Below are 22,447 nucleotides of genomic sequence, written 5' to 3'. Positions count from 1 at the left end.
GGCTTTCGCGTTCGTACTCGCAGGAGGGGCAGGGTGGGTGGGGTTTCGGGGTTTCGGGGTTTCGGGGGTCAGTGGTAGGGGGTGACGACGGCGAGGACGGTGCCGGTCTCGACCTGGCGGCCCAGGGTGGCGGGGAGGTCGGTGAGGGTGCCGTCGGTGGGGGCGGTGACCCGGTGTTCCATCTTCATCGCCTCGATGGCGAGCAGGACTTGGCCTGCGGTGACGCGTTCGCCGGGGCGGGCGTCGAGCCGGACGACGGTGCCGGGCATCGGGGCGAGCAGGGTGCCGGGGGCGAGCGGGGCGGTGGGGACGGGGTGGCGGTCGACGGCGGCCAGGGTGTGGTGCTCGGTCGGGGCGTCGACGAAGATCCGGTCGCCGTGGCGGGCGATCCGGTAGTGGCGGCGCAGGGGGCCGACCGCCAGGTCGACGGATTCGGGTGTGCTGCGCAGGAGTTGGACGTCGGGGTGATCTTCGGCGCGCAGCCCGTCGCGGGTGAGCAGGTAGCGGACCTCGTGTTCGGCGCCGTCGGCGGCGCGGTAGCGCTTGACCTGCGGCTGGGAGGGCAGGTTGCGCCAGCCGGAGGGGAGTTCGCGCAGTGGGCCGCGGCGGTCGGCGGCGTCGGCGAGGGCGGCGGCCAGGGCGGCGAGGGGCGCGGATTTGCCGTCGGAGGCGGTGAGTTCGGCGTGGTGGTCGGCGAGCAGAGCGGTGTGGACGCGACCCGCCAGGAAGTCGGGGTGGCGCAGGGCGCGGACCAGCAGGTCGCGGTTGGTGGTGGGGCCGTGCAGGCGGGCGCGGGCGAGGGCGTCGGCGAGGCGGCGGGCGGCGGCGGTGCGGGTGGGGGCCCAGGCGACGACTTTGGCGAGCATCGGGTCGTAGTGGACGGTGACTTGGTCGCCCGCCCCGACTCCGGCGTCCAGGCGCAGTCCGGACGGGGTCGGGGCGGTAGTGAACTCGACGTCCGTACCGGGGAGTTCGAGGAGGTGGAGCGGACCGGTGGCGGGCTGCCAGTCGCGGGCCGGGTCCTCGGCGTACAGGCGGGCCTCGATCGCGCAGCCGCGAGTGGGGGGCGGGGCGGCGGGGAGCTGTTCGCCTTCGGCGACGGCGAGTTGGAGGGCGACCAGGTCGAGTCCGGTGACGCACTCGGTGACGGGGTGTTCGACCTGGAGGCGGGTGTTCATCTCCAGGAAAGCGAGGCGGCCGTCCGGGGCGAGCAGGAACTCGGCCGTCCCGGCGCCCTGGTAGCCGACGGCACGGGCGGCCGCGACCGCGGCAGCGTGCAGGCGTTCGCGCAGTTCGGGGGTGAGGCCGGGGGCGGGGGCCTCCTCGATCACCTTCTGGTGGCGGCGCTGGAGCGAGCAGTCGCGGTCGCCGACGGCCCACACGGTGCCGTGGGTGTCGGCGAGCAGCTGCACCTCCAGGTGGCGGCCGGTGGGCAGGTACGGTTCGCAGAACACCTCGTCGTCGCCGAACGCGGCAGCCGCCTCGGCGCGGGCGGCGGCCAGCGCGGCCGGGAGTTCGGCCAGGGTGCGCACCACCCGCATGCCGCGTCCGCCGCCGCCGGACGCGGCCTTGACCAGCAGCGGCAGGTCGGCCTCGGCGGGATCGGGGCCGACGGTGAGGACGGGGACGCCCGCCTCGGCCATCAGGCGCTTGGCGGCGGTCTTGGAGCCCATCGCGGCGATGGCGGCGGGCGGCGGGCCGATCCAGTGCAGCCCCGCATCGAGCACCGCCTGCGCGAACTCGGCGCTCTCGGACAGGAATCCGTACCCCGGGTGGACGGCGTCGGCCCCCGCGTCGAGCGCCGCACGGACCAGCAGGTCGGCGCGCAGGTAGGTGTCGGCGGGCGCGGCACCGGGCAACCGGACGGCGGTGTTGGCCTCCTGGACGTGCCGGGCGTCGGCGTCGGGGTCGGCGTACACGGCGACGGTGGCGATGCCGAGGGTGCGGCAGGTGCGGAAGACCCGGCGGGCGATCTCGCCTCGGTTGGCCACCAGCAGGGAGGTGATCATCCGTCAGTTCGCTTTCTCGCGGCGGGAGGGGAGGGAAGGGAGGGCGGGAAGGGAGGAAGGTGGGGGCGGGGCGGGGTGGGGCGGGGGCAGGGTGAGGGCGAGGTCGGGTGAGAGGGGCAAGTGAGCGTGAGGGGGTGGGCGAGCGCGAGGGGGTCCAGTGGGCGTGAGGGCCATTAGCAGGCGTGAGAGGGTCTAGCGATAGCTAGTGGGTGCAGCGGGAGCCAGGAGGGCAGGTGGGGGCAGAAAGGGTTAACGGGAGTTAGAGGGTGTAACGAAAGCGAGAGGGCCTGCCGGGAGCGGGGAGGCGAGCGGAAGTTAGGGGGTGTAACGGTGGTGAGTGGGCGTCACATGCGGAAGATGCCGTAGCCGCGGGCGCCCTCGATCGGGGCGCTGTGGATGGCGGAGAGGCAGAGGCCGAGGATGGTGCGGGTGTCGCGGGGGTCGATCACTCCGTCGTCGTAGAGGCGGCCGGAGAGGAAGATCGGGAGGGATTCGGCTTCGATCTGCTGCTCGACGGCGGCGCGGATGGTGGCGTCGGTTTCCTCGTCGTAGGGCTGGCCCTTGGCGGCGGCGGATTGGCGGGCGACCAGGGAGAGGACGCCGGCGAGTTGCTGGGGGCCCATGACGGCGGATTTGGCGCTCGGCCAGGTGAACAGGAAGCGGGGGTCGTAGGCGCGGCCGCACATGCCGTAGTGGCCGGCGCCGTAGGAGGCGCCCATCAGGACGGACAGGTGGGGGACGGTGCTGTTGGCCACGGCGTTGATCATCATGGCGCCGTGCTTGATGATGCCGCCCTGTTCGTACTCCCGGCCGACCATGTAGCCGGTGGTGTTGTGCAGGAAGAGCAGCGGGCGGTCCAGCTGGTTGGCGAGTTGGATGAACTGGGCGGCCTTCTGGGACTCCTGGCTGAACAGCACCCCCTGGGCGTTGGCCAGGATGCCGACGGGGTGGCCGAGCAGGGTGGCCCAGCCGGTGGTGAGGCTGGTGCCATAGCGGGGTTTGAACTCGTCGAAGTCGGAGGCGTCGACGATCCGGGCGATCACCTCACGCGGGTCGAAGGGGGCCTTGAGGTCGCCGGGGACGATGCCGAGCAGGTCGTCCTCCGGGTACTTCGGCGGTTCGGGGCAACGCGCGGGCGCGGGGCCGGACTTGCGCCAGTGCAGGCGGTGGACCACGCGGCGGGCCAGGCGGAGGGCGTCGGGCTCGTCGAGGGCGAGGTGGTCGGCGAGGCCGGAGGTGCGGGCGTGCATCTCGGCGCCGCCGAGCGACTCGTCGTCGGACTCCTCGCCGGTGGCCATCTTCACCAGCGGGGGGCCGCCGAGGAACACCTTGGCCCGCTCCTTGACCATGATCACGTGGTCGGACATCCCGGGCACGTACGCGCCGCCCGCCGTGGAGTTGCCGAACACCACGGCCACGGTGGGGATTCCGGCCGCCGACAGCCTGGTCAGGTCGCGGAACAGGGCGCCGCCCGGGATGAAGATCTCCTTCTGGCTGGGCAGGTCGGCGCCGCCGGACTCGACCAGGTTGATCAGCGGGAGCCGGTTGCGCAGGGCGATCTCGTTGGCCCGCAGGGCCTTGCGCAGCGTCCACGGGTTGGACGAACCGCCGCGCACGGTGGGGTCGTTGGCGGTGATGACGCACTCGGTGCCGGCCACCGTGCCGATGCCGGTGACCAGGGCCGCGCCGACCTGGTACGGGCTGCCCCAGGCGGCGAGCGGGGAGAGTTCGAGGAACGGCGAGTCGGGGTCGAGCAGCAGCTCGATCCGTTCGCGGGCCGCGAGTTTGCCCCGACTGCGGTGGCGTTCCAGGTACTTGGGGCCGCCGCCGGCCAGGGCCTTGGCGTGTTCGGTGTCCAGTTCGGCGAGTCGGGTCAGCATCGCGGCGCGGTTGGCCGCGTACTCGGGGGCGTCCGGGTCGAGCCGGGTGGGCAGGACGGTCACAGCGGGGCCTCCGGGGGCTCGGGCCGGACGGGCGGGGTGGTGGGGAGTTGCGGGGCGGAGGTTGGGGTGGCGGGGAGTTGCGGGGCGGGGGGTGGGGCCGGCGGGAGGAGGGCGGCGGGGAGGTCGAGGTGGCGGGAGCGCAGCCACTCCCCCAGCGCCTTGGCCTGCGGGTCGAACCTGGCCTGGGCGGCGACGCCTTCGCCGAGCAGGCCGTGGAGGGTGAAGTTGACCGCCCGGAGGTTCGGGAGCAGGTGCCGTTCGATCTCCAACTCTGCTGTTTCGGGGAGGAGTTCGCGCAGCCTGGCGGTGGTGAGGGTGTGGGCGAGCCAGCGCCATCCGGCCTCGTCGCGGGCCCAGACGCCGAGGTTGGCGTCGCCGCCCTTGTCGCCGCTGCGGGCTCCGGCGATCAGGCCGAGCGGGGCGCGGCGGGTCGGTCCGGGCTCCGGAGGTGGTGGCAGTTCCGGTGCGGGCAGCGGGAGTTGGCGGTGGAGGGTGGCGGCCGGGGGCGGGACGGGGACCGGGGTGCCGGTGGGCAGGTGGGCGGTGTGGTCGACCGCCTTCTGGTTCAACTCCCTTGCCTCGAACACGCCGTAGGGGCTGGGCCGGGCGGGCGGGGCGGTCAGGTGGAAGCCCGGGTAGCCGGCCAGGCCGAGTTCGACGGCGGCGGCGGTGAGGGCGCGGCCGACCTTGTGCTCCTGCGGGTCGCGGGCGGTGAGCCGGAGCAGGGTGCTGGCGCGCTCCTCGGTGTCGGCGTCCGGGTGCTGGGTGCGGGTCTCGGTCCAGCGCAGCGCGGCCGGCGGGTCGGCGGCCAGGGCGCGGGTCAACTGCCGTTGCACCAGGGCGGATTTGGCCTCGACGTCCAACCCGGTGAGGACGAACACCAGCTCGTTGCGGTATCCGCCGAGCCGGTTCAGCCCGACCTTGAGGGTGGGCGGCGGGGCCTCGCCGCGCACCCCGTCGATCCGGACCCGGTCGGTGCCCTGGGCGGTGAGCGTCACGGTGTCCAGGCGGGCGGTGACGTCCGGGCCGAGGTAGCGCGGTCCGCCCGTCTCGTACAGGAGTTGGGCGGTGACGGTCTCCACGGTCACCGCGCCGCCGGTGCCCGGGTGCTTGGTGATCACGCTGCTGCCGTCGGCGTGCAGTTCGGCGATCGGGAAGCCCGGGTGGTCGACGTCGTGCTCGGCGAAGAAGGCGTAGTTCCCGCCGGTCGCCTGCGCCCCGCACTCCAGGACGTGGCCCGCCACCACCGCCCCCGCCAGCGCGTCCAGGTCGTCCGGGGTCCAGCCGTGGTGGGCGATGCCCGGTCCGACCACCAGGGCGGCGTCCGTGACCCGTCCGGTCACCACCACGTCCGCTCCCGCGCGCAGGCACTCGGCGATCCCGAACGCGCCCAGGTAGGCGTTCGCGGCCAGCAGCGGGCGGCGCGGGTCTTCGCCCGTCCAGCCGAACTCGTGTGCCCTGGGCAGGAGTTCGTCGCCGGTGACGTGGCCGATCTTGGCCCGGAGGCCCTGCCGGGCGGCGAGTTCGCGGAGCGCCTCGGCGAGTCGGGCGGGGTTGAGGCCGCCCGCGTTCACCACGATCCGCACGCCGCGGTCGAGCGCCTCGGCGAGGCACTGCTCGGCCTGCTGCAGGAACGTCCGCGCGTAGCCCCGGGCGGGGTCGCGCAGCCGGTCGCGGGCCAGGATCAGCATGGTCAGTTCGGCCAGGTAGTCCCCCGTGAGCACGTCCAGCGGGCCGCCCGTCAGCATCTCGCGGAACGCGTCGAACCTGTCCCCGTAGAACCCCGACGCATTGCCGATCCGCAGCACGATGTCTCCCCAACTCCGCTGTTTCCGGCCGCTGTTGGTGGTGGCGGCGGCCGGGGGTGGCGCGTGTCCGGTCGGGGTCGAGCCTGGCAGCAACCCGGGGACAAATCAAGCACGCGTGCTTGTTTTTGGCCGGTGGGGGGATGGGGGGTGTGGGGCAGCGCGGCGGGGTGCGGGGCAGCGCGGTGGGGTGCGGGGTGCGGGGCGTAGGGGGCGGGGCTACGGTCGGCGGGTGGTTCGCAGGGCGTGGGCGGCGGTGGCGGCGGCCAGGGCGGCGAAGGCCAGGGTGGCCGTGCCGAGGACGGTCCAGGTGAGCGGGCGCCAGGCGGGTGCGGCGGTGCCGTGCAGCCAGCGGATGGCGAAGTTGGCGGTCGCGGCGGTGGGGAACGAGTAGACCCAGACGTTGGGGTGGAACGAGCGCTGCCACAGCTGGGGCAGCAGGAACGCGACGAGCAGCAGGCTGAAGGCGACCAGGCCCGCGAAGCCCTGGCCGACCGCGTCGACCGGGCCCGGGTGCGCGGCCAGCCAGGCCAGGCCGCCCACGGTCGGCGGGATGCCGAGCACGGCGAGCGTCGGCCGGGCGGGGCCGGGCAGCGCCGGGTTGGCCACCAGGCTGCCGAGGACGACCGTGCCGAAGGCCAGCCAGTACAGCAGGCCGACGGCGAAGGCCGCGGTGGCAACGCCCGGGAGGTGCAGGGCCGTCGCGGTGACGGCGGCGACGAACGGGCCCGAGGAGATCGGCAGCAGGTAGCCCGGGTGCAGCGGGACGGCGCTGAGACCGCCGGTCAGCCAGTGGGCCAGCAGCCGGGCCGCGATCACCGCCGTGGTGGCGGCGAACAGCGCGTACGCCCAACGGGCCGCCACCGGGTCGAGGCGGGCGAAGTGGGCGGTGCCGAGCATCCCGACGATCGGGAGGTAGGAGAGGGCGAAGCCGTGGCCGGGGTGGCGCAGGTCGCCGAGCAGGTTCGACCGACGGGCCCCGCCGTGGCGGACGTACCCGGCCAGCAGCACCAGCCACACCAGGGCGCTCAGTGCGAAGAACGCGTCGCTGACCGCGAGGGGCGCGCCTACGGTGGCTGTCGCGGACTGCCAGGCGCCGCCGAGGCCGGCGGTGCCGAGCGAGACGGAGAGCAGCCCGAGGCGTCCGGCCCGGCGGTGCCGGCGCGGGTCGTCGTCGGGGGCCGCCGCGCGGGCGGGCGGGGCGGGCTGGTCGGGCTGGTCGGGCGCCGGGGTGGACGCCGGAGCGGACGCCGGGGCGGGCCCGCTGGTCAGTGCGGTCATCGGGGCTGCCCGGGCGCTGTGGTCGGGTGCGGCTGCGCGGGCGGCTGCGCGGGCGGCTGCGGGTTCACGCGACGAGGGAGTCGAAGACGTCGAAGAAGTTGTCCAGCGGGGCCCGGTCGCGGGTCACCTTGGCCCGGAGTACGGCGCCTTCCCAGGCGTTGACCAGGAACTGGCCCAACTGTTCTGCGGCGACGGGGCTCTTGAGGGCCCCGGCCGCACGGGCTTCTTCGAGGACCCGGGTGACGGCGGAGGTCCAGGCGTCCAGGCGTGCGTCGACCTGGGTGCGGACGGTGTCGCTCTGGTTCGCCAGCTCCGTGCCGAAGTTGCCGAACATGCAGCCGCGGGCGTAGGAGAAGCGCTCCAAGTCCGCGGCGAGGTAATCGAAGTGGGCGCGCAGGCGCGGGACGGGGGCGAGTGCCTCGTCGTGCAGCAGTTCCAGCTTGCGGGAGGCGGCGTAGCGGTCCATCACCTCGCCCGCCAGCGCCTCCTTGCTGTCGAAGTGGTTGTACACCGAGCCCTTGGGAACGCCCGCGGTGCGGGCGATGTCCTGGATGCCGGTGCCGTTGAAGCCGCGCTCGTGGAAGCACTCCACGGCGGCCTCGACCAGTTGTTCACGGACGCTGGGCCTGGGCATGTACGACTCCTTCGCTCTCCTTCCTCGAAGAATATGAACGGTCGTCTTGAGCGTCAAGCCGGGTGGGCGGTGCGGCGGGACGGGGCGACGGGGAGCGCTTGCGCCGGTTAAGACGGTCGGTCATATTGGAAAGGCGCGGCCGGCGATCAGCCACGGCCCGCCGACCATCCGAGGAGCAGCGACATGACCACCTACCGGGCCGTCCAGGTCACCGGCACCCGCGACTTCCGCCTCGTCGACCGGGAGCTCGTCGAGCCCGCGCCGAACCAGGTCAGGGTGCGGGTCGAGTACTGCGGCGTCTGCCACACCGACGTCCTCGCCGCCGAGGGGCTGCGGGCCGATCCCGGGCAGCCGGTCGTGCCCGGGCACGAGATCGTCGGGGTGATCGACGCCGTCGGGGCGGGTGTCGGGGCCTGGCGGGTCGGGGAGCGGGTCGGGATCGGCTTCCTGGCCGGTCACTGCGGGGAGTGCGACCCCTGCCGGCGCGGCGACTTCGTGAACTGCCGGTACCAGGAGCAGACCGGCACCACCGTCGACGGCGGTTACGCCGAGGTCGTCTACGCGCGGACCAGCGGTCTGGTGCGCGTCCCCGACGAGGTGCCGCCCGCCGAGGCGGCGCCGCTGCTGTGCGCCGGGCTGACCACGTTCACCGGGCTGCAGCGGATCGGCGCCCGGCCGGGTGCGCTGGTCGCGGTGCAGGGCATCGGCGGGCTGGGGCACCTGGCCCTGCAGTACGCGCGCAGCCTCGGCTACCGGGTCGTGGCGATCGCCCGGGGCCGCGAGAAGGAGGCGCTGGCCCGCGAGCTCGGCGCGCACCACTACGTCGACAGCACCGAGGGGAACGTCGCCGACGCGCTCCAGGCCCTCGGCGGAGCGGCCGCGATCCTGGCGACCGCGGCCAGCGGCGCCGCGATGAACCCGCTGGTGGCGGGGCTGGCCCCGCGCGGGCGGCTCGTCGTCCTGGGGGCCGCGCCCGACCCGATCGAGGTCGGCACCGCCGACCTGCTCTTCGGCACCCGCACCATCCAGGGGCACCTCACCGGCACCCCGATCGAGAACGAGGACAACCTGTCCTTCAGCGCGGCCCACGGGATCACCCCCCGGATCGAGCTCTTCCCGCTGTCCGAGGCCCCGAAGGCGTACGCCCGCATGCTCTCGGGCGGGGCCCGCTTCCGGGCGGTCCTGGACGCGCGCGGCTGAGAGCCCCTGCGGGGGGTACCGGGGCGGGGCGGCCCTGCGGGATGATCATCCGCATGGTGGATGTGGTGTTCTTCGATCTGGACGGAACGCTGGTCGATCACCGCCGGGCGGCTTTCGCCGCGATCGGCGGGATCGTCGGGGGCGCGACAGGGGCGGCGGAGGCGGTGGGATCGGCACGACCGGCAGGGTCGGCGGGACCGGCAGGGTCGGCGGGACCGGCAGGGTCGGTCGCGGAGCTGGCGGCGGAGTGGTGGGCGTTGGAGGCCCGCCACATGTGGGAGTACCTGGACGGGGAGTGCTCGTTCGCCGAGCAGCACCGGCGACGGGCCCGGGCCTTCCTGCCGTTGCTGGGTGAGCCGGTGTCCGAGGACCCGGCGGCGCTGGACAGGTGGATCGCCGAGCGGTACCTGCCCGCCCTCCAGGAGTCCTGGCAGTGCTACGCCGACGTGCTGCCCTGTCTGGAGGCCCTCGGACGGATGCCGGGCCGCCGGCCCCGGCTGGCGGTGCTCACCAACGGGGACCCCGGGCAGCAGCGGGCCAAGCTGGACCGCTTCGGGCTCGCGGGGCACTTCGAAGCCGTCCTGACCCCGACCGAACTCGGCGCCGCCAAGCCCGCGGCCTACGCCGCCGCCTGCCGCCGGATGGGAACCGTCTCCGAACGGGCGGTCAACGTCGGCGACATGCTCCCCACCGACGTCACGGCGGCCGCCGTGGCCGGGCTCACCGGGGTCTGGCTGGACCGCGGCGTCGACTTCGTCACCGGCGGCCCGTCGCCCGTCGCGGAGCCGTCGGTGCTGCGGATCGAGCGGCTCACGGAACTGCCGGATCTGCTGGCACAGATGGGGAGTTGACGGGAACGACGGACGGACGGGCGGGCGGGCGGACGGGCGACCGGCCGACGGCCCGCCCGCCGTCGCGGGGTCGGCTGCGCTTCGGGCCGAACGGCTCGCCGGGCTGCCGGATTCGCCTGCCGGGGAGGGCAGTTGACGTGCCGTCCGTTGTCGCGCCGGTCGGCGGCGCTGCCCGTCGTGGGGCTGTCGGCGTGGTGGGTCGAGCAACTCGCCCGGCTGCCAAGGGTGCTGGGATGGGCGGGTGCGCGGCGAGTGAGCAGGGCGGGGCGTGTCGAGGTCAGAAGAGGGGCAGCAGGTCGGTCAGGGAGGTGATGGTCGGGACTCCGGCGGAGGCGGGGACGGAGGCGGGGGTGGGGACGGGGGTGTCGCGGGAGAGGGTGCGGCCGGTGTAGCCGAGGGCGAGGGCGGCGGCGACCAGCGTCGGGTCGTCGTCGACGAACAGGCAGTGGTGCGGGGCGAGTCCGAGCGCGGTGCTGGCGTGGTGGTACATCCGCGGGTCCGGCTTGTTGCAGCCGAGGACGGCGGAGATCGCGTACGCCTCGAAGAAGCGGTCGATGCCCAGGCCCGCGTGCAGGGTGGGGAGGTTGGGCCAGGCGTCGGAGACCACGGCCATCCGGACGCCGCGGCGGGCGAGTTCCTCCAGGGTGGGCAGGACGTCGGGGTAGGTCTCCAGGAGGGCGGCCGGTGGGAGTTCGCGGCGCAGGTCGGCGAGGAGTTCCGGGGTCGGGGGCACGTCGAGGTGGTGGAGCAGCAGGCGGTGGTAGTCGTCGGTCGCCGGGGTCGACGAGGTGGCGGCGAGGAAGCGGTCGCCCGCGGCGATGGCGGCCGCGAACCGTTCGGGGGTGGTGGCGGGTGCGTGGGCCAGGACGGTCGGTTCGAAGTCCGCGCGGGGGTTCCAGCGGCCGCCGATCGGGCGCATCAGGACGCCGCCCGAGTCGAAGAGGACCGCGCGGAGGTCTTCCCGGGAAGTGGGTCGTGTCGTCATCCGGCCCAGTCTGCTCGACGGGTGTCCGGCGGTCGACCCCCCGGCACGGGCGGGAGAGGGCCGGGCAGGCGGCGGTATCGGCGTCAACTCCTGTCCGTCCGGCGGTAGTTGCGGAGCTCACCGGAGTACGCCGAGGTGGAACCGGTCGGGCCCCGGCGGCCGTGTTGTCGGTGAGGTGCGGCATGCTCCACGCATGCTTCACGCGATGACCGAGCGCGGACTGTCGATGCGCGACCCCGGGCCGGCGGCCCTGAGCCGGCTGGTGGCGAACATGCAGCGCGGGGACTCCCACCTGATCGTCGAGCGGTTCGGTGCGGACGAGCCGGAGGGCGACTGGTACGCGCAGGTGCGGCTCCAGGAGAACGGCGTCTACCAGTTGGAGTACCGCGACGGGGTGCCCGCCGAGCACTACCGGACCCTGACGGTCTCGCTCTCGAAGGTGGTGAACGCGCTGGTCGGCTGGTCGCAGGGGCGGACGGCGTGGCGGGCCGAGTTCGACTGGAGCAACGTCGGCGCCGAGTTCACTGAGCACGTCGGGCACGTCGCGCACGTCGAGCGCGTCGAGTCCGAGAGCCGCGGCGGGGGCAGTACGGCCGACGGCCGCTGAGTCCGCGCGGGGCCGGGCCGGGGGCGGGGCCGGGGTCAGAGCATCCAGAGGCCGAAGCCGGCGACCAGGATGCCGGTGGCGATCAGCAGCGGGCCGAGCAGGTGGTCGCGGGGGCGGTCGGTGCCCGGGCGGATCCGGATGGTGGAGGCCAGGCCGACACCGGAGAGCAGGACGCCGAGCGGGGTCAGGACCGCCCAGAGGGCGGGTACGGCGAGGTGGCCGGAGATCATCGGGCCGTCGGCCGGCCGGCGGGTCGGGGGCGCGCGCCGGGCGCTGACGGGGCGTGGGGTGCGGCCATGGTGGGTCCTCCTGCTGGGTTCCGCACGACGCTACCGGGGTGCGGAACAAGACTCCGCCACGGATTGGCAAAGCCTTCACCGCTCCCGCCCGATCACCCCGGAACGACCATCTCTGACGGGCCGTCAGGTTCACTCGGGCGGCCCACCAGCCCGAACACGGGAAGGTTCGATTCCCAGTGAACGCCCAGCGAGTTCCCGGAATTCGTTCATCGGCTTCCGGACGGCCCGCGGGAGCCGCCGCCGGGGACGCAAGAGGCCCCGGTTCCGGCACCACCTTGCCGGGACCGGGGCCGGGGCCCGCGGGTGGGAGGGAGCTCGTCCTCAGCCGACCGGGACGGCCGGTTCGGCGGCCGCCGGGACGGCTGCGGTCTCCTTCGCGGCCCGGGCCGCGGCGCGGCGGGCGACGAAGCGGTTGACCAGGGTGACCATCGCCCAGGCGTAGGCCCAGCCGACCAGGATGTCGATGATGAAGTGCTCGGCGCCGTAGACCAGGGTGAAGGCCATCGCCAGGGGGTACGCGGCAAGCAGGACGCGCAGTCCGCGGCTCGCCCGGGGCCAGAAGACCAGGGCGATCATCATCGGGTAGGCGGCGTGCAGCGAGGGCATCGCGGCGACGTCGTTGGCGAACTTGCTGCCGTTCTCGAAGATGGTGCCGGCCCGGTGGAGGCCGCTGCTGTCGAGGACGGTGGACACTATCCGGCTGACGGCCGGCATGTGGTTCTCCAGCGCGGCCAGCCACGGCGGGTCGGCCGGGTAGAGCACGTAGGTGACGAAGCCGATCGCGGTGATCGCCAGGTAGCAGCCGAGGAAGTGCCGGAACCGGGCGTGGTTGCGCTTCCACAGCACGGCGAGGATCACGAACACCGCGAAGAAGTGCGTCATGTAGACGGTGACGGCCGCGTAGTCGTACCACTGCGGCCGGCCGGGGTGGTACAGCCAGTCCTGCAGGCGGACGGTCCAGGTCTCGCCGAAGCCGAGCACCTCGTCGAAGGCGATCTGCGGGGCGTAGTGCGGTTTCCAGGGGGTGTGCGCGCCGTAGCCCCGGAGCAGGGAGTACGTCCAGACCACGGCCATCACCGGGACCCAGTCCCGCAGGACGTGCAGCCAGCCCTTGCGGCCGCCGCTGTGCACGGAGGCCGCGACCAGGGCGGCGATCAGCCAGAGGAAGACCACGTCGTTGGCGTACGGCAGGCCGTACACCACCAGGTAGCGCCAGAGCGCCACCGCGAACAGCGGCCAGGCGAGGTGTCGGAGTCTGAGCCGGGACAGCAGGTGGAGCGCCAGGGAGCGTGACCGGGCTGCCAGGTGGGACGAGTCGATCATGCGTCACGAAGCTAGCAAGGGCGGCTTGGAGATTCCTCCTGCCGCGCGCCGGGGTTCCCAGCCAGCTCCCAGGCGCTACCCGGACGGGCGCAGCCCCCGCCAGCTGCCCTGATGCTCGACATTAATAATGGCGAGCATTAATGTGGAGGCATGGCAACGAAGTCGACCGGCGGTGACAGCGGCTCCACCCGGGCACTGCTGATCCGTTCCGCCGAACGGGCGTTCGCGGCGCGGGGCGTGCACGGCGCGCAGCTGCGCGAGGTGGTGCGGGGGGCCGGGCAGGCGAACCCGTCCGCGGTGCAGTACCACTTCGGTTCGCGCGAGGGGCTGCTGGACGCGGTGATGGCCGAGCGCCAGCGGCGCACCGAGCAGGCGCTCGCCGAGCGGCTGCCGAAGCCGGAGGGGCGTTCGCTGGGCGAGCTGCTCCGAGCGCTGGTCGACGCGGAGTCCACCGAGCTGCGCACCGAACGCGGGCGGGACTGCCTGCGGATCTCCACCCAGGTCAGCCACCGCAGCGGCATCCGCGAGCGGCGCCCGCACGCGGGGCTGGCCGGGACGCTGTACTGGCGGCTGATCCTGGCGCTGGAGACGCCGCTGATCCCGCTGGCCCCCGAGCCGGTCCGGCTGGAGCGGATCGACCTGGCGCTGACCCTGATCGGGGCCGCGCTGGCCGAACGCGCCCGGCAGCTGGCCGAGGGCGAGCCCACCTTGAGCGACGACCGGGCGTACCTCGCCGACCTCGTCGCCGTCTGCACCGGCCTGCTGACCGCGCCGGTCCCCTGATCCCCTCCACCCCGCACCCGGCCGACGCGACGGGTGCGGGGCCGCCGGTGTCCGCGGGCCGGATGCCGGCGGGGGACGTACCGATGGAACAACGAGGGCCCACGAGGCCCGTGCCCGCAGGGCGAGTACCAAGGAGCAAGTCATGAGCGAGCTGTCCGGCAAGACCGTCGTCATCACCGGCGGGGCCCGGGGCCTGGGCGCGGAGACCGCCCGGCAGGCGGTCGGGGCGGGGGCGAACGTGCTGATCACGGACGTCCTGGACGCGGACGGCGAGGCCGTCGCCGCGGAGCTGGGCGAGCGGGCCCGGTACCGGCACCACGACGTCACCTCCGAGCAGGACTGGGCGGACGTGATCGCCTACGCGCAGGCCGAGTTCGGGGCGGTGCACGGGCTGGTGAACAACGCGGGCATCTCCACCGGGAGCTTCCTGGCCGAGGAGTCGGTGGAGCACTTCCGCAAGGTCCTGGACATCAACCTGACCGGTGTGTTCATCGGCATGAAGACGGTGATCCCCGCGCTGCGGGCGGCCGGCGGCGGCTCGGTGGTGAACATCTCCTCGGCGGCCGGCCTGATGGGCCTGGCGCTGACGGCGGGCTACGGCGCGTCCAAGTGGGGAGTGCGCGGCCTGACCAAGATCGGCGCGGTGGAGCTGGGCGTGGACCGGATCCGGGTGAACTCCGTGCACCCGGGCATGACCTACACCCCGATGACGGCGTCCACCGGGATCCAGCGCGGTGAGGGCAACTACCCCAACACCCCGATGGGCCGGGTCGGCGAGGCGCCCGAGATCGCCTCGGCCACCGTCTTCCTGCTCTCCGACGCCGCGTCCTACATCACCGGCGCCGAGCTCGCGGTGGACGGCGGCTGGACCACCGGCCCGACCGTCCGGTACGTGATGGGCCAGTGAGCGCGGGCGGTCCGCGGCGGCTCGGGCCGGCCGCGGACCGCCGGGGGCCGGGGGCCGGGGGCCGGGGGCCGGGGGTCAGGAGGTTGAGGGGCCCGGTTCAGTCCAGGACGGCGGACTCGCCGAGCGCGATCCGGGCGTAGCGGGTGGCGGACTCCCCCTCCAGCCAGCCGTCGAAGTTCTCGGCGCCGATCGGGCTCAGGTTGGCGTCGTGGATCGGGAAGGCGCGCTCCGGGCAGACGGCGCGGACCATCTCGATCGCCTCCCGCAGGCTCAGCCACGGGCCGGAGGCGGGGAGCAGCAGGGCGCGGACGTCCTCGGCGCGGCCGTCGTGGCCGCGCGGGACGTGCAGGGAGTCTCCGGGGTGGTAGACGCCCTCGACCAGGTAGCCGAGGTTCGCGCAGTCCGGGTGGGCGTCGATGACCTGGGCGTGCCGGCCGCCGACGGCGCGCACCGCGAAGCCGCCGGCCTCGAAGGACTCCCCCGTGCGGACGGCGGTGGGCGCGGGGCCGGCCAGGGCGGGGTGGGCGGCGAGTTCGGCCGCGAGCTCGGGGTGGGTGTACACCTCCAGCTCCGGGTCGGCGGCGCGGGCGGCGGCCAGCAGGTCGGGGTCGAGGTGGTCGGCGTGCGCGTGCGTGTAGAGCACCGCCCGGACGCCGTCGAACGCCTTCGGCTCCGTCCAGCACCCCGGGTCGATCAGGACGGAGCGGTCTCCGTCGGGCGAGTCGATCCGGACGCAGGCGTGGGCATACTTGGTCAGACGCATCCGGCCAACGTAACGCCGGGGGCGGCGCGGGCGCTTCCCTTTTTCGGTGCGTCAGTTGACGGGGCGTCAGTGCGGTGCGGCGGTGGCAGCGAGCGCGGTGCGCAGGCGGGCCAGCCAGTCGGCGGCGGTGCCGTGGATGCCGGGGTGGGCGGCGCACAGGGCGTCCCAGTCGGCGGGCGGGGCGGCGGGGCGGAGGGTGCCGGGGTCGCCCGGGTGGCCGGGGTGGCCGGGGTGGTTCGGGTGGGCGGGGTGGTCCGAGTGGCCGGGGTGGCCGGGCTCGCGGGCGAGGACGCGGTGCAGCAGGGCGGGGTCGAGGGTGTGGGCGCAGAGTTCGGCGAGCAGGACGGCGTCGTACAGGTCCTTGGCGCGGGCGCGGGTGCCGTCGGCGTGCAGCCAGAGCAGTTTCCAGGCGAGCGAGAGTTCCCGGCTCGCGGTCCGCACGGTGGTCGCGCCGGTGCCGTCGCCGCGCGGGACGGCCGTGCGGACGGGCGGTTCGGACAGCCGCTCGTCGCGGGCGAAGTCGACGGTGACCTCGCCCTCGACGGCGGCCCCGCCGTCGCCGCCGCACTCCGCCGTCCAGCGCAGGGCGACCCGTACGCCGGGGCGGCCGTCGTCGTACGCGTAGGCCCAACTTCCGTTGGTGCGGACGGAGTCGGGGTGGAGGGTGATGCCGGGGGCGGGGTGCGGGTGGCGGGTGACGAGCCGGCGGAGCGTCTCCTCCGGTCCCTCGTCCTCGGGTTCGTCCTCCAGCACCCAGGCGAGGCCCTCGGGCGGGAGGCGGACCCGCAGGCCGCGGGTGTCGAACTCCTCGTGCCGCCAGATCTCGTACCCGCCCGCGCCGTCCGCGGCCTCGGGCCACTGCTGGGCGGCCGCCAGGTCGGGCAGGTAGGGGTACGGGTCGAGCTCGTCGACGGGGACGAGCCGGGACGGCAGCACGATCCAGTCCAGGTCGGCGGGCTCGCGGGCGGCCGGGCCCACCCAGGCGGGCATCACCATGCTGCCGCGCAGCACCAGCGCCTCGGCCCACGGCGAGCCGGCGATCAGCGCGAGCAGGTGGTCCAGCACGGCCCGCCGGGCGGTGCGCTGCTGCGGGGTCTCGCCGTTCACCGTCACTCGTCCGTCTCCGCCGGGGGTTCGTCGGGGGCGACGGTAGCGGGCGGGTCGGACAGCCCTCGGGCCGGGCGGGGCCGGGGGCTGTCCGAACGGGATCAGTCGAGGCCGAGTTGGCGGGTGGCGGCCCGGACGGTCTGGGCGAGCAGGACGGCGATGGTCATCGGGCCGACGCCGCCGGGGACGGGGGTGATCAGGCCGGCGCGTTCGCGGGCGGACGCGAAGTGGACGTCGCCGGTGTTGCCGGGGTTGTAGCCGGCGTCGACGACGACCGCGCCGGGCTTGAGGTGCTCGCCGCGGATGAAGTCGGGCTTCCCGACAGCGGCGACCAGGACGTCGGCCTCGCGGAGCAGGGCGGGCAGGTCGCGGGTGCGGGAGTGGCAGTAGGTGACGGTGGCGTCGCGGCCGAGCAGGAGCAGGCCGGCCGGTTTGCCGAGGATGGCGCTGCGGCCGACCACGACGGCGTGCTTGCCGCTCAACTCGACCCGGTACTCGTCGAGCAGGCGCATGATGCCTCCGGGAGTGCAGGAGACGAAGCCGGGCAGGCCGAAGCCCATCGCGGCGAAGGAGTGCGTGGTCACGCCGTCGACGTCCTTCGCGGGGTCGATCGCCTCGAAGGCGGCGCGTTCGTCGAGGTGCGGGCCGACGGGGTGCTGGAGCAGGATGCCGTGGACGTCCGGGTCGGCGGACAACTCGCCGATGGTGTCGACGAGTCGGGCGGTGCTGGTGGCGGCGGGGAGGGCGAGGTGGCGGGAGCGGATGCCGGCCTGCGTGCAGCGGTTGCGCTTCATCCGGACGTAGGTGACGGAGGCCGGGTCCTCGCCGACCAGGACGGTGGCCAGGCAGGGGGTGGTGCCGGTGCGCCGGTGGAGGGCGGTGGCGGCGGCGGTGGTCTCGTCGGTGAGGCGGCGGGCGAGGGCGGTGCCGTCCATCAGGCGGGCGGGGCGGGGGGATCCGGTCTACGGGTGCGGCTCCTGGGGCTCGGGGTGAGTTCGCCCAGGCGCGCGGCAGCGGTTGGCTCGGCCGCTCCCCGGTGGTGCTCCACCCGTGCGCCAGTCACGGCCTGCGGGCATCGTAGCCGAGCCGCCCCGCCCGCGGGTGCGGGCGGGGCGGGCGGAGAGACGGGGGACGGATGTCGGTCAGGCGGATCCGGATTCGGATTCGGATTCGGATTCGGATTCGGATTCGATGCGGTTGACGATGAGTTCGCAGAGTTCGTGGGTGCGCAGGGCGTCGGTGGCGTCGAGGGTCTTGCCGACGCGGAGGGCGTCGAGGAAGTGCAGGACGACCTGTTCGATGCCGCGTTGGCGGGCTACGGGGACCCAGTCGCCGCGGCGGCGGATGGTGGGCTGGCCGCGGTGGTCGATGATTTCGGCGAGGTTGTGGACCTCGCGCTTGGAGTCGGCGCCGGAGACTTCGAGGATCTCCTCGGTGGAGCCGGAGACGCGGTTCATGATGCCGAGGGCGGTGAAACCGCGGCCGGCGAGGGTGAGGACGACGTGTTCGACCAGGCCGTCGCGGGTGCGGGAGCGGACGTCGACGTGCTCGATCTCGCCGGGGACGAGGAAGCGCAGGCTGTCGACGACGTGGATGAAGTCGTCGTAGACCAGGGTACGGGCGCGTTCGGGGAGGCCCTCGCGGTGCTTCTGCAGGACGATCAGGTCGCGCGGGCGTTCGGCGGCGAGCAGGTAGCCGGGGGCGTGGCGACGGTTGAAGCCGACCAGCAGGGAGCGGCCGGTGTGGGTGGCGAGGTCGGCGAGGCGGCGGGCGCCGTCGAGGTCGTAGGCGAGCGGTTTGTCGACGTAGACGTCGACGCCGTGGGTGAGCAGTTCCTCGACGATCGGGACGTGCTGGTCGGTGGCGGCGTGGACGAAGGCCGCGCGGATGCCGGAGTCGATCAGTTCGCCGAGGTCGGTGGTGCGGAACGGGATGCGGTGGGCGTCGCCGATCCGGTCGAGCTTGGCCCGGTCGCGGGTCATCAGGCGCAGGTCGAGGCCGGGTTGGGCGGTGAGGACGGGCAGGTAGGCCTTCTGCGCGATGTCGCCGAGCCCGATGACGCCGATCGGGATCGGGGGCGTGCTGCGGTCGGTGTCGTGATCGCTCATCGGGCACTCCTGCGAGGGTGGGTGGTGGTCGTCCCTGACCACCCGGCAGCATATGCCAGGACGGGTGTTGAGCAGTCAGGACGCGGGGGATCGGCCGATTCGCGTCGGTGCGGGGGCGAGCGGGGGCGGGCGGGGGTGAGGTGGGGGGTCAGGCGGTGAAGTTCTGGTCGATCAGCAGGTGCAGGACGTTGACGTGGAAGTCGGGGAAGTCCATCGGGACGATGCCGTAGCGGGCGGGTCGGCCGGCGTGGGCGGTGAGGTAGGGGTACACGGACTGGTCCATCAGGGTCTGTTCGGCGCTCTTGGGCCAGTAACCGCCCGCGTAGCTGAGGAAGTTGACGTACATCTGGGGCGAGCCGGGGTCGGCGGCGGCGGTGTCGAACTGCTGGGTGATCGCGCGGCCCTTGACCCGGAGCGGGAAGAGCTGGTCGGTCTGCCAGAGGTCCTGGGTGCGGAAGTAGGCGTTGCTGCCGCTGGACCACTGGATCACGCCCCAGTCGTTGGCGAAGTCGGCGACCAGGACGATCCGGCCGCGGGCGGTGCCGAGGGTGGGCCAGCCGGAGAGGTGGAACAGCGGGCGGTAGCCGAGGTCGTCGAGGTAGTGGTTCACCCGGCGGCGGAACTCGGCGGGGTCGAGCGCCTGGCCGCCCGCGTTCTCGTTGCGCAGCCGCATGACGACGGTCTCGCCCCGGTGGGCCGTCAGGAAGGCCCGGCACTGGTCGAGGACGTCCTGGAGGCGGACGTACTGGTAGGCGTCGGAGTGGTAGACGCCGAGCTCGTCGGCGGTGCCCTGGAGGCCGTTGCAGCGGATGTCGAGGAAGCGGACGCCCTGGGCGAGCTGCTCGGGGACGCCCCAGTTCTGGGTGTGCGACCACTCGGTGCCGTGGGCGGGGTCGGTGCAGCAGGAGTCGTGGGTGCCCGGGACGGTCAGGCCGAGCAGCGGGCGGGCGGCGTCGAGGCGTCCCATCCAGTCGGCGGTGGGCTGCCCGCCGGGGGTGCTGCCGGTGACGGTCGCGGCCGCGATCCCGGGCACGGCGCGGGGCGCGGCTGCGGCCGCGGTCCGGGTCTCGGTCCGGGTCGCGGTCTCGGTCCGGGTCGCGGTCGCGGCGCGGGCGGTGGCCGGGAGGGCCAGGGCGCCGAGTGCGCCGGCCAGGGTGGCGGCGGTTCCGGTGAGCAGTGTGCGGCGTGCCACGGTCATGGGTGCGCTCCCCCGGTCCGGCCGGTGCGACCCGGCCCGAATGTTGTCCGGTTCATGCCCTGATTGCCGGACGGGCATGCGCCCCGGCCCGGGACGGCGGCCGCCGTGCCGAGGGAACGGCCGGGGGCTACGCCTTGCGTAGGTCCGGGCTACGCCTTGCGCAGGTTCGGGGCCGGGGCGTCGATCAGGAGACGGCGGACGGCGTCCCAGGCGGCGTGGAGGGCGGCGGTGCAGGTGCGGGTGTCGGGGCCGAGCAGGCGCAGCCAGGCTCCGCTGTCGGCGGGGAGGGTGGAGACGCCGTGCAGCAGGTCGTGGGGGGCGAGGGCCTGGTGCAGGGTGTCGGCGATCCGGGCGGCGGGGGCGAGCGGGCTGAGGACGTGGAGGGTGGACATCACGTCGTGTCCGGCCAGGACGGCCGGTCCGGTGACGCCGCCGCCGGGGGTGCCGGTGGGGATCAGCCGGACGGTGTCCAGGGCCAGCAACTCGCCGTCCGGGCGGCGCACTTCCAGGTCGGAGGCGAGGACCTGGTAGGCGTGCCGTTCGCCGCGGGCGAGCCGGCCGGCCAGGACGGTCTCGCCGGCCAGCACGGTGGCGGACGGGTCGACGGTGAGAACGGTGCGCTGGTAGAGGCGGGAGTCGACGAACGGGATGACCGGCTCGGGCAGGTACTCGACGTAGGCGCGCGGGCCGGCCGTCAGGTTGACCAGCTGCGTCGCGTAGTCGTGTTCCATCCGGTAGACCTTGGTGGCCGCCTGGGTGGTCAGGTGGACGGCCGTGTCGGCGCCGCAGTGCAGGTCGGTGCGGAGCCGGTCGGCCTGCAGGATGCCGCCGCCGGTGGACATCAGGAAGGTGACGGCGAGGTCGGGCCGGACCGGGTCGAAGTACAGCGGGCGCATGATCTGCAGCGGCGACTTCTGGTAATGGCCGGTGAGTTCGGTGCGGCCGCCGACCTGTTCGAAGGCCAGTTCCAGCAGGCCGACCTTGCCGGGGCGCCCGACCGCGAGGGTGTCGGGCGTCCCGGCGTAGCGGCGGACCTCGGGCGGGACGCGGGCCGGCTCGTAGTGGCGGGGGTCGAGCCGGGACGGTGCTGGGGGTGGCACTGCGGGCAGTGCTGGGGGTGGCACTGCGGACGGTGCTGCGGGTGGCGCGTCGTGCAGTGCTGCGGGCGGTACTGTGGACGGGGCCGCGGGCGGCCGGGTGGGCGTCACGCGGCGGCCTTGCGGAAGGTCTCCAGGAAGGCGGCGATCTGCTCCAGGCCGTCGCCCGTCAGGCAGTTGGTGAGGGCGACCGGGCCGCCCTCGCGCACCCGGTGGGCGTCGGACTCCATCACGCCGAGGTCGGCGCGGACGTACTGGGCGATGTCGATCTTGTTGATGACGAGCAGGTCGGACTCGGTGATGCCGGGGCCGCGCTTGCGGGGCATCTTCTCGCCCTCGGCGGTGTCCAGGACGAACAGGAAGAGGTCGACCAGCACCGGGCTGAAGGTGAGGGTGAGGTTGTCGCCGCCGGACTCGTAGAGCAGGGTGTCCACGTCGGGGAAGCGTTCGAGGAGTTCGGCGCCGGCGGCCAGGTTCATCGTCGGGTCGTCGCGGACGGCGGTGTGCGGGCAGGCCCCGGTCTCCACGCCGACCACCCGTTCCGGGTCGAGCACGCCGGCCAGGGTGCGGCGCACGTGCTGGGCGTCCTCCTGGGTGTAGATGTCGTTGGTGATCACGGCGGGACGGTGGCCGCGGGCGATCAGCACCGGCACCAGCGCCTCGATCAGCGCGGTCTTGCCGGAGCCCACCGGGCCCCCGATGCCGACCCGCAGGACGTTGTCGGTCGCGTTCTCGGTCGCGTTCTCGGTCGCGTTCTCGCTCAACTTCTGCTCCTTCGTGGTGGTTTCAGCTCATGAACAGCCGGGCCTCGGCCCGTTCGTGCCGTCCGGACATCGCGTCGGCGACCGGCACGCAGCCGCCGAGGTCCGCCAACTCCCGTACCAGGGCGGCCTCGACGGTCTCCCGGATCACCGGGGCAGCGCCGCGCAGCAGTACCTGGGCCTTGCGGTGGTCGGTCAGCCGCAGCCGCAGCGCGGCACCGGCGAAGCTGGTGCAGAACGCGAACAGGTCGCTGGTGACGGCCCGTTCGACCGGGACGCCGGCCGCCGCGTGGGCGACCCCGGCGGCCACCGGCTGGCAGCCGGGGGCGCGCTTGGCGGCGACCAGGACGGCGTACCGCTCCAGCGCCTCGCCGCCGATCGACTCCCTTGCGATGTCCAGGAGTTGGCGGCCGGTCCGGGTGGCGGCCAGCCGTAGTTCGCGGTTCAGCCGGGTGGCGTGCAGCCGCCGGTCGGTGGCGGCCAGCAGCTCCCACTCCCCCGCGGCGGCGGCCCGGTGGGCCAGGACGAGGGCGGTGGCGTCGGACGGGCCGACGCCGTGCCGCAGCAGGTCGGCGAGCAGGTCGGGCAGGGTGTCGGGGGTGACGGCCTTGGCCTGTGCGTAGCCCTCCAGGCCGTGCGAGAGGGTGTAGAAGCCGCTGGGGAAGGCGGAGTCGGTGAGCTGGAGGCAGACCAGCAGGGCGTCCAACTCGGCGGCGGTGGCGGTTGGGGTGGCGGCGGGGGCGGTGGGAGCGGTCTCACCCACGCTCGCGCCCACGCTCGCGCTCG

General features: G+C 74.1%; 21 protein-coding genes and 1 riboswitch. Of the genes, 5 read left to right on the top strand and 16 right to left on the bottom strand.

The features are described from left to right. Nucleotides 1-68: 68 nt before the first annotated feature. From OU787_RS33155 to OU787_RS33135, 5 genes are all read right to left on the bottom strand, one after another. Complete coding sequence (locus OU787_RS33155; protein ID WP_030464657.1) at nucleotides 69-2,009, bottom strand: ATP-binding protein; 1,941 nt, start codon at nucleotides 2,007-2,009, stop codon at nucleotides 69-71. A 344-nt stretch (nucleotides 2,010-2,353) separates the two neighbouring features. Next, nucleotides 2,354-3,952 carry an acyl-CoA carboxylase subunit beta gene (locus tag OU787_RS33150; RefSeq protein ID WP_030464718.1) on the bottom strand — a complete coding sequence of 533 codons (1,599 nt, stop codon included), beginning with the start codon at nucleotides 3,950-3,952 and terminating at the stop codon, nucleotides 2,354-2,356. Continuing rightward, complete coding sequence (locus OU787_RS33145) at nucleotides 3,949-5,763, bottom strand: acyclic terpene utilization AtuA family protein (protein ID WP_442788662.1); 1,815 nt, start codon at nucleotides 5,761-5,763, stop codon at nucleotides 3,949-3,951. The genes OU787_RS33150 and OU787_RS33145 overlap by 4 nt, the downstream gene beginning before the upstream one ends. Before the next feature lie 213 nt (nucleotides 5,764-5,976). Then, nucleotides 5,977-7,038, bottom strand: coding sequence for a hypothetical protein (locus OU787_RS33140; protein ID WP_268661624.1), 1,062 nt, complete (start codon nucleotides 7,036-7,038; stop codon nucleotides 5,977-5,979). A 64-nt stretch (nucleotides 7,039-7,102) separates the two neighbouring features. Beyond that, entirely contained in the window at nucleotides 7,103-7,672 is a 570-nt protein-coding gene (locus tag OU787_RS33135; protein ID WP_268661623.1) for a TetR/AcrR family transcriptional regulator, read from the bottom strand. A 183-nt stretch (nucleotides 7,673-7,855) separates the two neighbouring features. On the opposite strand from OU787_RS33135, the gene OU787_RS33130 reads away from it, so the two are divergent. Then, entirely contained in the window at nucleotides 7,856-8,872 is a 1,017-nt protein-coding gene (locus tag OU787_RS33130; RefSeq protein WP_268661622.1) for an alcohol dehydrogenase catalytic domain-containing protein, read from the top strand. Between the two features lie 53 nt (nucleotides 8,873-8,925). After that, nucleotides 8,926-9,723: an HAD family hydrolase gene (locus tag OU787_RS33125; protein ID WP_268661621.1), complete on the top strand. Its 798-nt coding sequence runs from the start codon at nucleotides 8,926-8,928 to the stop codon at nucleotides 9,721-9,723. Between the two features lie 277 nt (nucleotides 9,724-10,000). Here the strand turns inward: OU787_RS33125 and OU787_RS33120 are convergent, their stop codons facing one another. After that, nucleotides 10,001-10,708 (bottom strand): HAD family hydrolase, encoded by a 708-nt coding sequence (locus tag OU787_RS33120; protein WP_268661620.1) that lies wholly within the window; start codon nucleotides 10,706-10,708, stop codon nucleotides 10,001-10,003. A 205-nt stretch (nucleotides 10,709-10,913) separates the two neighbouring features. Here OU787_RS33120 and OU787_RS33115 point away from each other — a divergent pair, with 205 nt between their 5' ends. Next, complete coding sequence (locus tag OU787_RS33115) at nucleotides 10,914-11,315, top strand: hypothetical protein (protein WP_268661619.1); 402 nt, start codon at nucleotides 10,914-10,916, stop codon at nucleotides 11,313-11,315. Between the two features lie 35 nt (nucleotides 11,316-11,350). Here OU787_RS33115 and OU787_RS33110 read toward each other — a convergent pair whose 3' ends face one another. Beyond that, complete coding sequence (locus tag OU787_RS33110; protein ID WP_030464348.1) at nucleotides 11,351-11,545, bottom strand: hypothetical protein; 195 nt, start codon at nucleotides 11,543-11,545, stop codon at nucleotides 11,351-11,353. Nucleotides 11,546-11,935: 390 nt separating this feature from the next. Further along, entirely contained in the window at nucleotides 11,936-12,937 is a 1,002-nt protein-coding gene (locus tag OU787_RS33105) for a phosphatase PAP2 family protein (RefSeq protein WP_268661618.1), read from the bottom strand. A gap of 150 nt (nucleotides 12,938-13,087) precedes the next feature. Between OU787_RS33105 and OU787_RS33100 the strand changes: the two genes are divergently transcribed. Then, a complete protein-coding gene (locus OU787_RS33100) occupies nucleotides 13,088-13,720 on the top strand; it encodes a TetR/AcrR family transcriptional regulator (protein WP_030464346.1) in 633 nt (210 codons plus the stop codon). Between the two features lie 142 nt (nucleotides 13,721-13,862). Further along, nucleotides 13,863-14,627 (top strand): glucose 1-dehydrogenase, encoded by a 765-nt coding sequence (locus OU787_RS33095; RefSeq protein WP_030464345.1) that lies wholly within the window; start codon nucleotides 13,863-13,865, stop codon nucleotides 14,625-14,627. Between the two features lie 97 nt (nucleotides 14,628-14,724). On the opposite strand, the gene OU787_RS33090 is transcribed toward OU787_RS33095, so the two are convergent. The 8 genes from OU787_RS33090 to OU787_RS33055 all read right to left on the bottom strand — a co-directional run bounded on the left by OU787_RS33090 (nucleotide 14,725) and on the right by OU787_RS33055 (nucleotide 22,424). Beyond that, the gene (locus tag OU787_RS33090) at nucleotides 14,725-15,390 is read right to left on the bottom strand and encodes an MBL fold metallo-hydrolase (RefSeq protein ID WP_268661617.1); all 666 of its coding nucleotides are present in this window, start codon (nucleotides 15,388-15,390) and stop codon (nucleotides 14,725-14,727) included. 66 nt (nucleotides 15,391-15,456) lie between these two features. Beyond that, nucleotides 15,457-16,503: a nucleotidyl transferase AbiEii/AbiGii toxin family protein gene (locus OU787_RS33085; protein ID WP_268661616.1), complete on the bottom strand. Its 1,047-nt coding sequence runs from the start codon at nucleotides 16,501-16,503 to the stop codon at nucleotides 15,457-15,459. A gap of 95 nt (nucleotides 16,504-16,598) precedes the next feature. Beyond that, nucleotides 16,599-17,432: a bifunctional 5,10-methylenetetrahydrofolate dehydrogenase/5,10-methenyltetrahydrofolate cyclohydrolase gene (locus tag OU787_RS33080; protein WP_268661615.1), complete on the bottom strand. Its 834-nt coding sequence runs from the start codon at nucleotides 17,430-17,432 to the stop codon at nucleotides 16,599-16,601. A 55-nt stretch (nucleotides 17,433-17,487) separates the two neighbouring features. Further along, a riboswitch (ZMP/ZTP riboswitch) is annotated at nucleotides 17,488-17,570 on the bottom strand. A 69-nt stretch (nucleotides 17,571-17,639) separates the two neighbouring features. Continuing rightward, on the bottom strand, nucleotides 17,640-18,605 hold the full coding sequence (locus tag OU787_RS33075) for a Gfo/Idh/MocA family protein (RefSeq protein WP_268661614.1): 966 nt from the start codon (nucleotides 18,603-18,605) through the stop codon (nucleotides 17,640-17,642). 148 nt (nucleotides 18,606-18,753) lie between these two features. Beyond that, nucleotides 18,754-19,803: a phosphatidylinositol-specific phospholipase C gene (locus OU787_RS33070; RefSeq protein ID WP_268661613.1), complete on the bottom strand. Its 1,050-nt coding sequence runs from the start codon at nucleotides 19,801-19,803 to the stop codon at nucleotides 18,754-18,756. 149 nt (nucleotides 19,804-19,952) lie between these two features. After that, on the bottom strand, nucleotides 19,953-20,912 hold the full coding sequence (locus OU787_RS33065) for an urease accessory protein UreD (protein WP_442788661.1): 960 nt from the start codon (nucleotides 20,910-20,912) through the stop codon (nucleotides 19,953-19,955). 95 nt (nucleotides 20,913-21,007) lie between these two features. Continuing rightward, on the bottom strand, nucleotides 21,008-21,664 hold the full coding sequence (gene ureG / locus OU787_RS33060) for an urease accessory protein UreG (protein WP_268661611.1): 657 nt from the start codon (nucleotides 21,662-21,664) through the stop codon (nucleotides 21,008-21,010). A 22-nt stretch (nucleotides 21,665-21,686) separates the two neighbouring features. Continuing rightward, entirely contained in the window at nucleotides 21,687-22,424 is a 738-nt protein-coding gene (locus OU787_RS33055; RefSeq protein ID WP_442788605.1) for an urease accessory protein UreF, read from the bottom strand. Nucleotides 22,425-22,447: the final 23 nt, after the last annotated feature.

The organism is Kitasatospora sp. YST-16 (assembly GCF_026802215.1).
Classification (GTDB): Bacteria; Actinomycetota; Actinomycetes; order Streptomycetales; family Streptomycetaceae; genus Kitasatospora; species Kitasatospora cineracea.
This window is presented reverse-complemented; position numbering and strand designations above follow the sequence as displayed.

Coding starts and splice junctions, on each gene's coding strand:
- OU787_RS33130 (WP_268661622.1), top strand. CDS start 7,856: ATGACCACCTACCGGGCCGTCCAGGTCACCGGCACCCGCGACTTCCGC.
- OU787_RS33095 (WP_030464345.1), top strand. CDS start 13,863: ATGAGCGAGCTGTCCGGCAAGACCGTCGTCATCACCGGCGGGGCCCGG.
- OU787_RS33100 (WP_030464346.1), top strand. CDS start 13,088: ATGGCAACGAAGTCGACCGGCGGTGACAGCGGCTCCACCCGGGCACTG.
- OU787_RS33135 (WP_268661623.1), bottom strand. CDS start 7,672: ATGCCCAGGCCCAGCGTCCGTGAACAACTGGTCGAGGCCGCCGTGGAG.
- OU787_RS33120 (WP_268661620.1), bottom strand. CDS start 10,708: ATGACGACACGACCCACTTCCCGGGAAGACCTCCGCGCGGTCCTCTTC.
- OU787_RS33080 (WP_268661615.1), bottom strand. CDS start 17,432: ATGGACGGCACCGCCCTCGCCCGCCGCCTCACCGACGAGACCACCGCC.
- OU787_RS33125 (WP_268661621.1), top strand. CDS start 8,926: ATGGTGGATGTGGTGTTCTTCGATCTGGACGGAACGCTGGTCGATCAC.
- OU787_RS33075 (WP_268661614.1), bottom strand. CDS start 18,605: ATGAGCGATCACGACACCGACCGCAGCACGCCCCCGATCCCGATCGGC.
- OU787_RS33140 (WP_268661624.1), bottom strand. CDS start 7,038: ATGACCGCACTGACCAGCGGGCCCGCCCCGGCGTCCGCTCCGGCGTCC.
- OU787_RS33090 (WP_268661617.1), bottom strand. CDS start 15,390: ATGCGTCTGACCAAGTATGCCCACGCCTGCGTCCGGATCGACTCGCCC.
- OU787_RS33110 (WP_030464348.1), bottom strand. CDS start 11,545: ATGATCTCCGGCCACCTCGCCGTACCCGCCCTCTGGGCGGTCCTGACC.
- OU787_RS33105 (WP_268661618.1), bottom strand. CDS start 12,937: ATGATCGACTCGTCCCACCTGGCAGCCCGGTCACGCTCCCTGGCGCTC.
- OU787_RS33115 (WP_268661619.1), top strand. CDS start 10,914: ATGACCGAGCGCGGACTGTCGATGCGCGACCCCGGGCCGGCGGCCCTG.
- OU787_RS33070 (WP_268661613.1), bottom strand. CDS start 19,803: ATGACCGTGGCACGCCGCACACTGCTCACCGGAACCGCCGCCACCCTG.
- OU787_RS33155 (WP_030464657.1), bottom strand. CDS start 2,009: ATGATCACCTCCCTGCTGGTGGCCAACCGAGGCGAGATCGCCCGCCGG.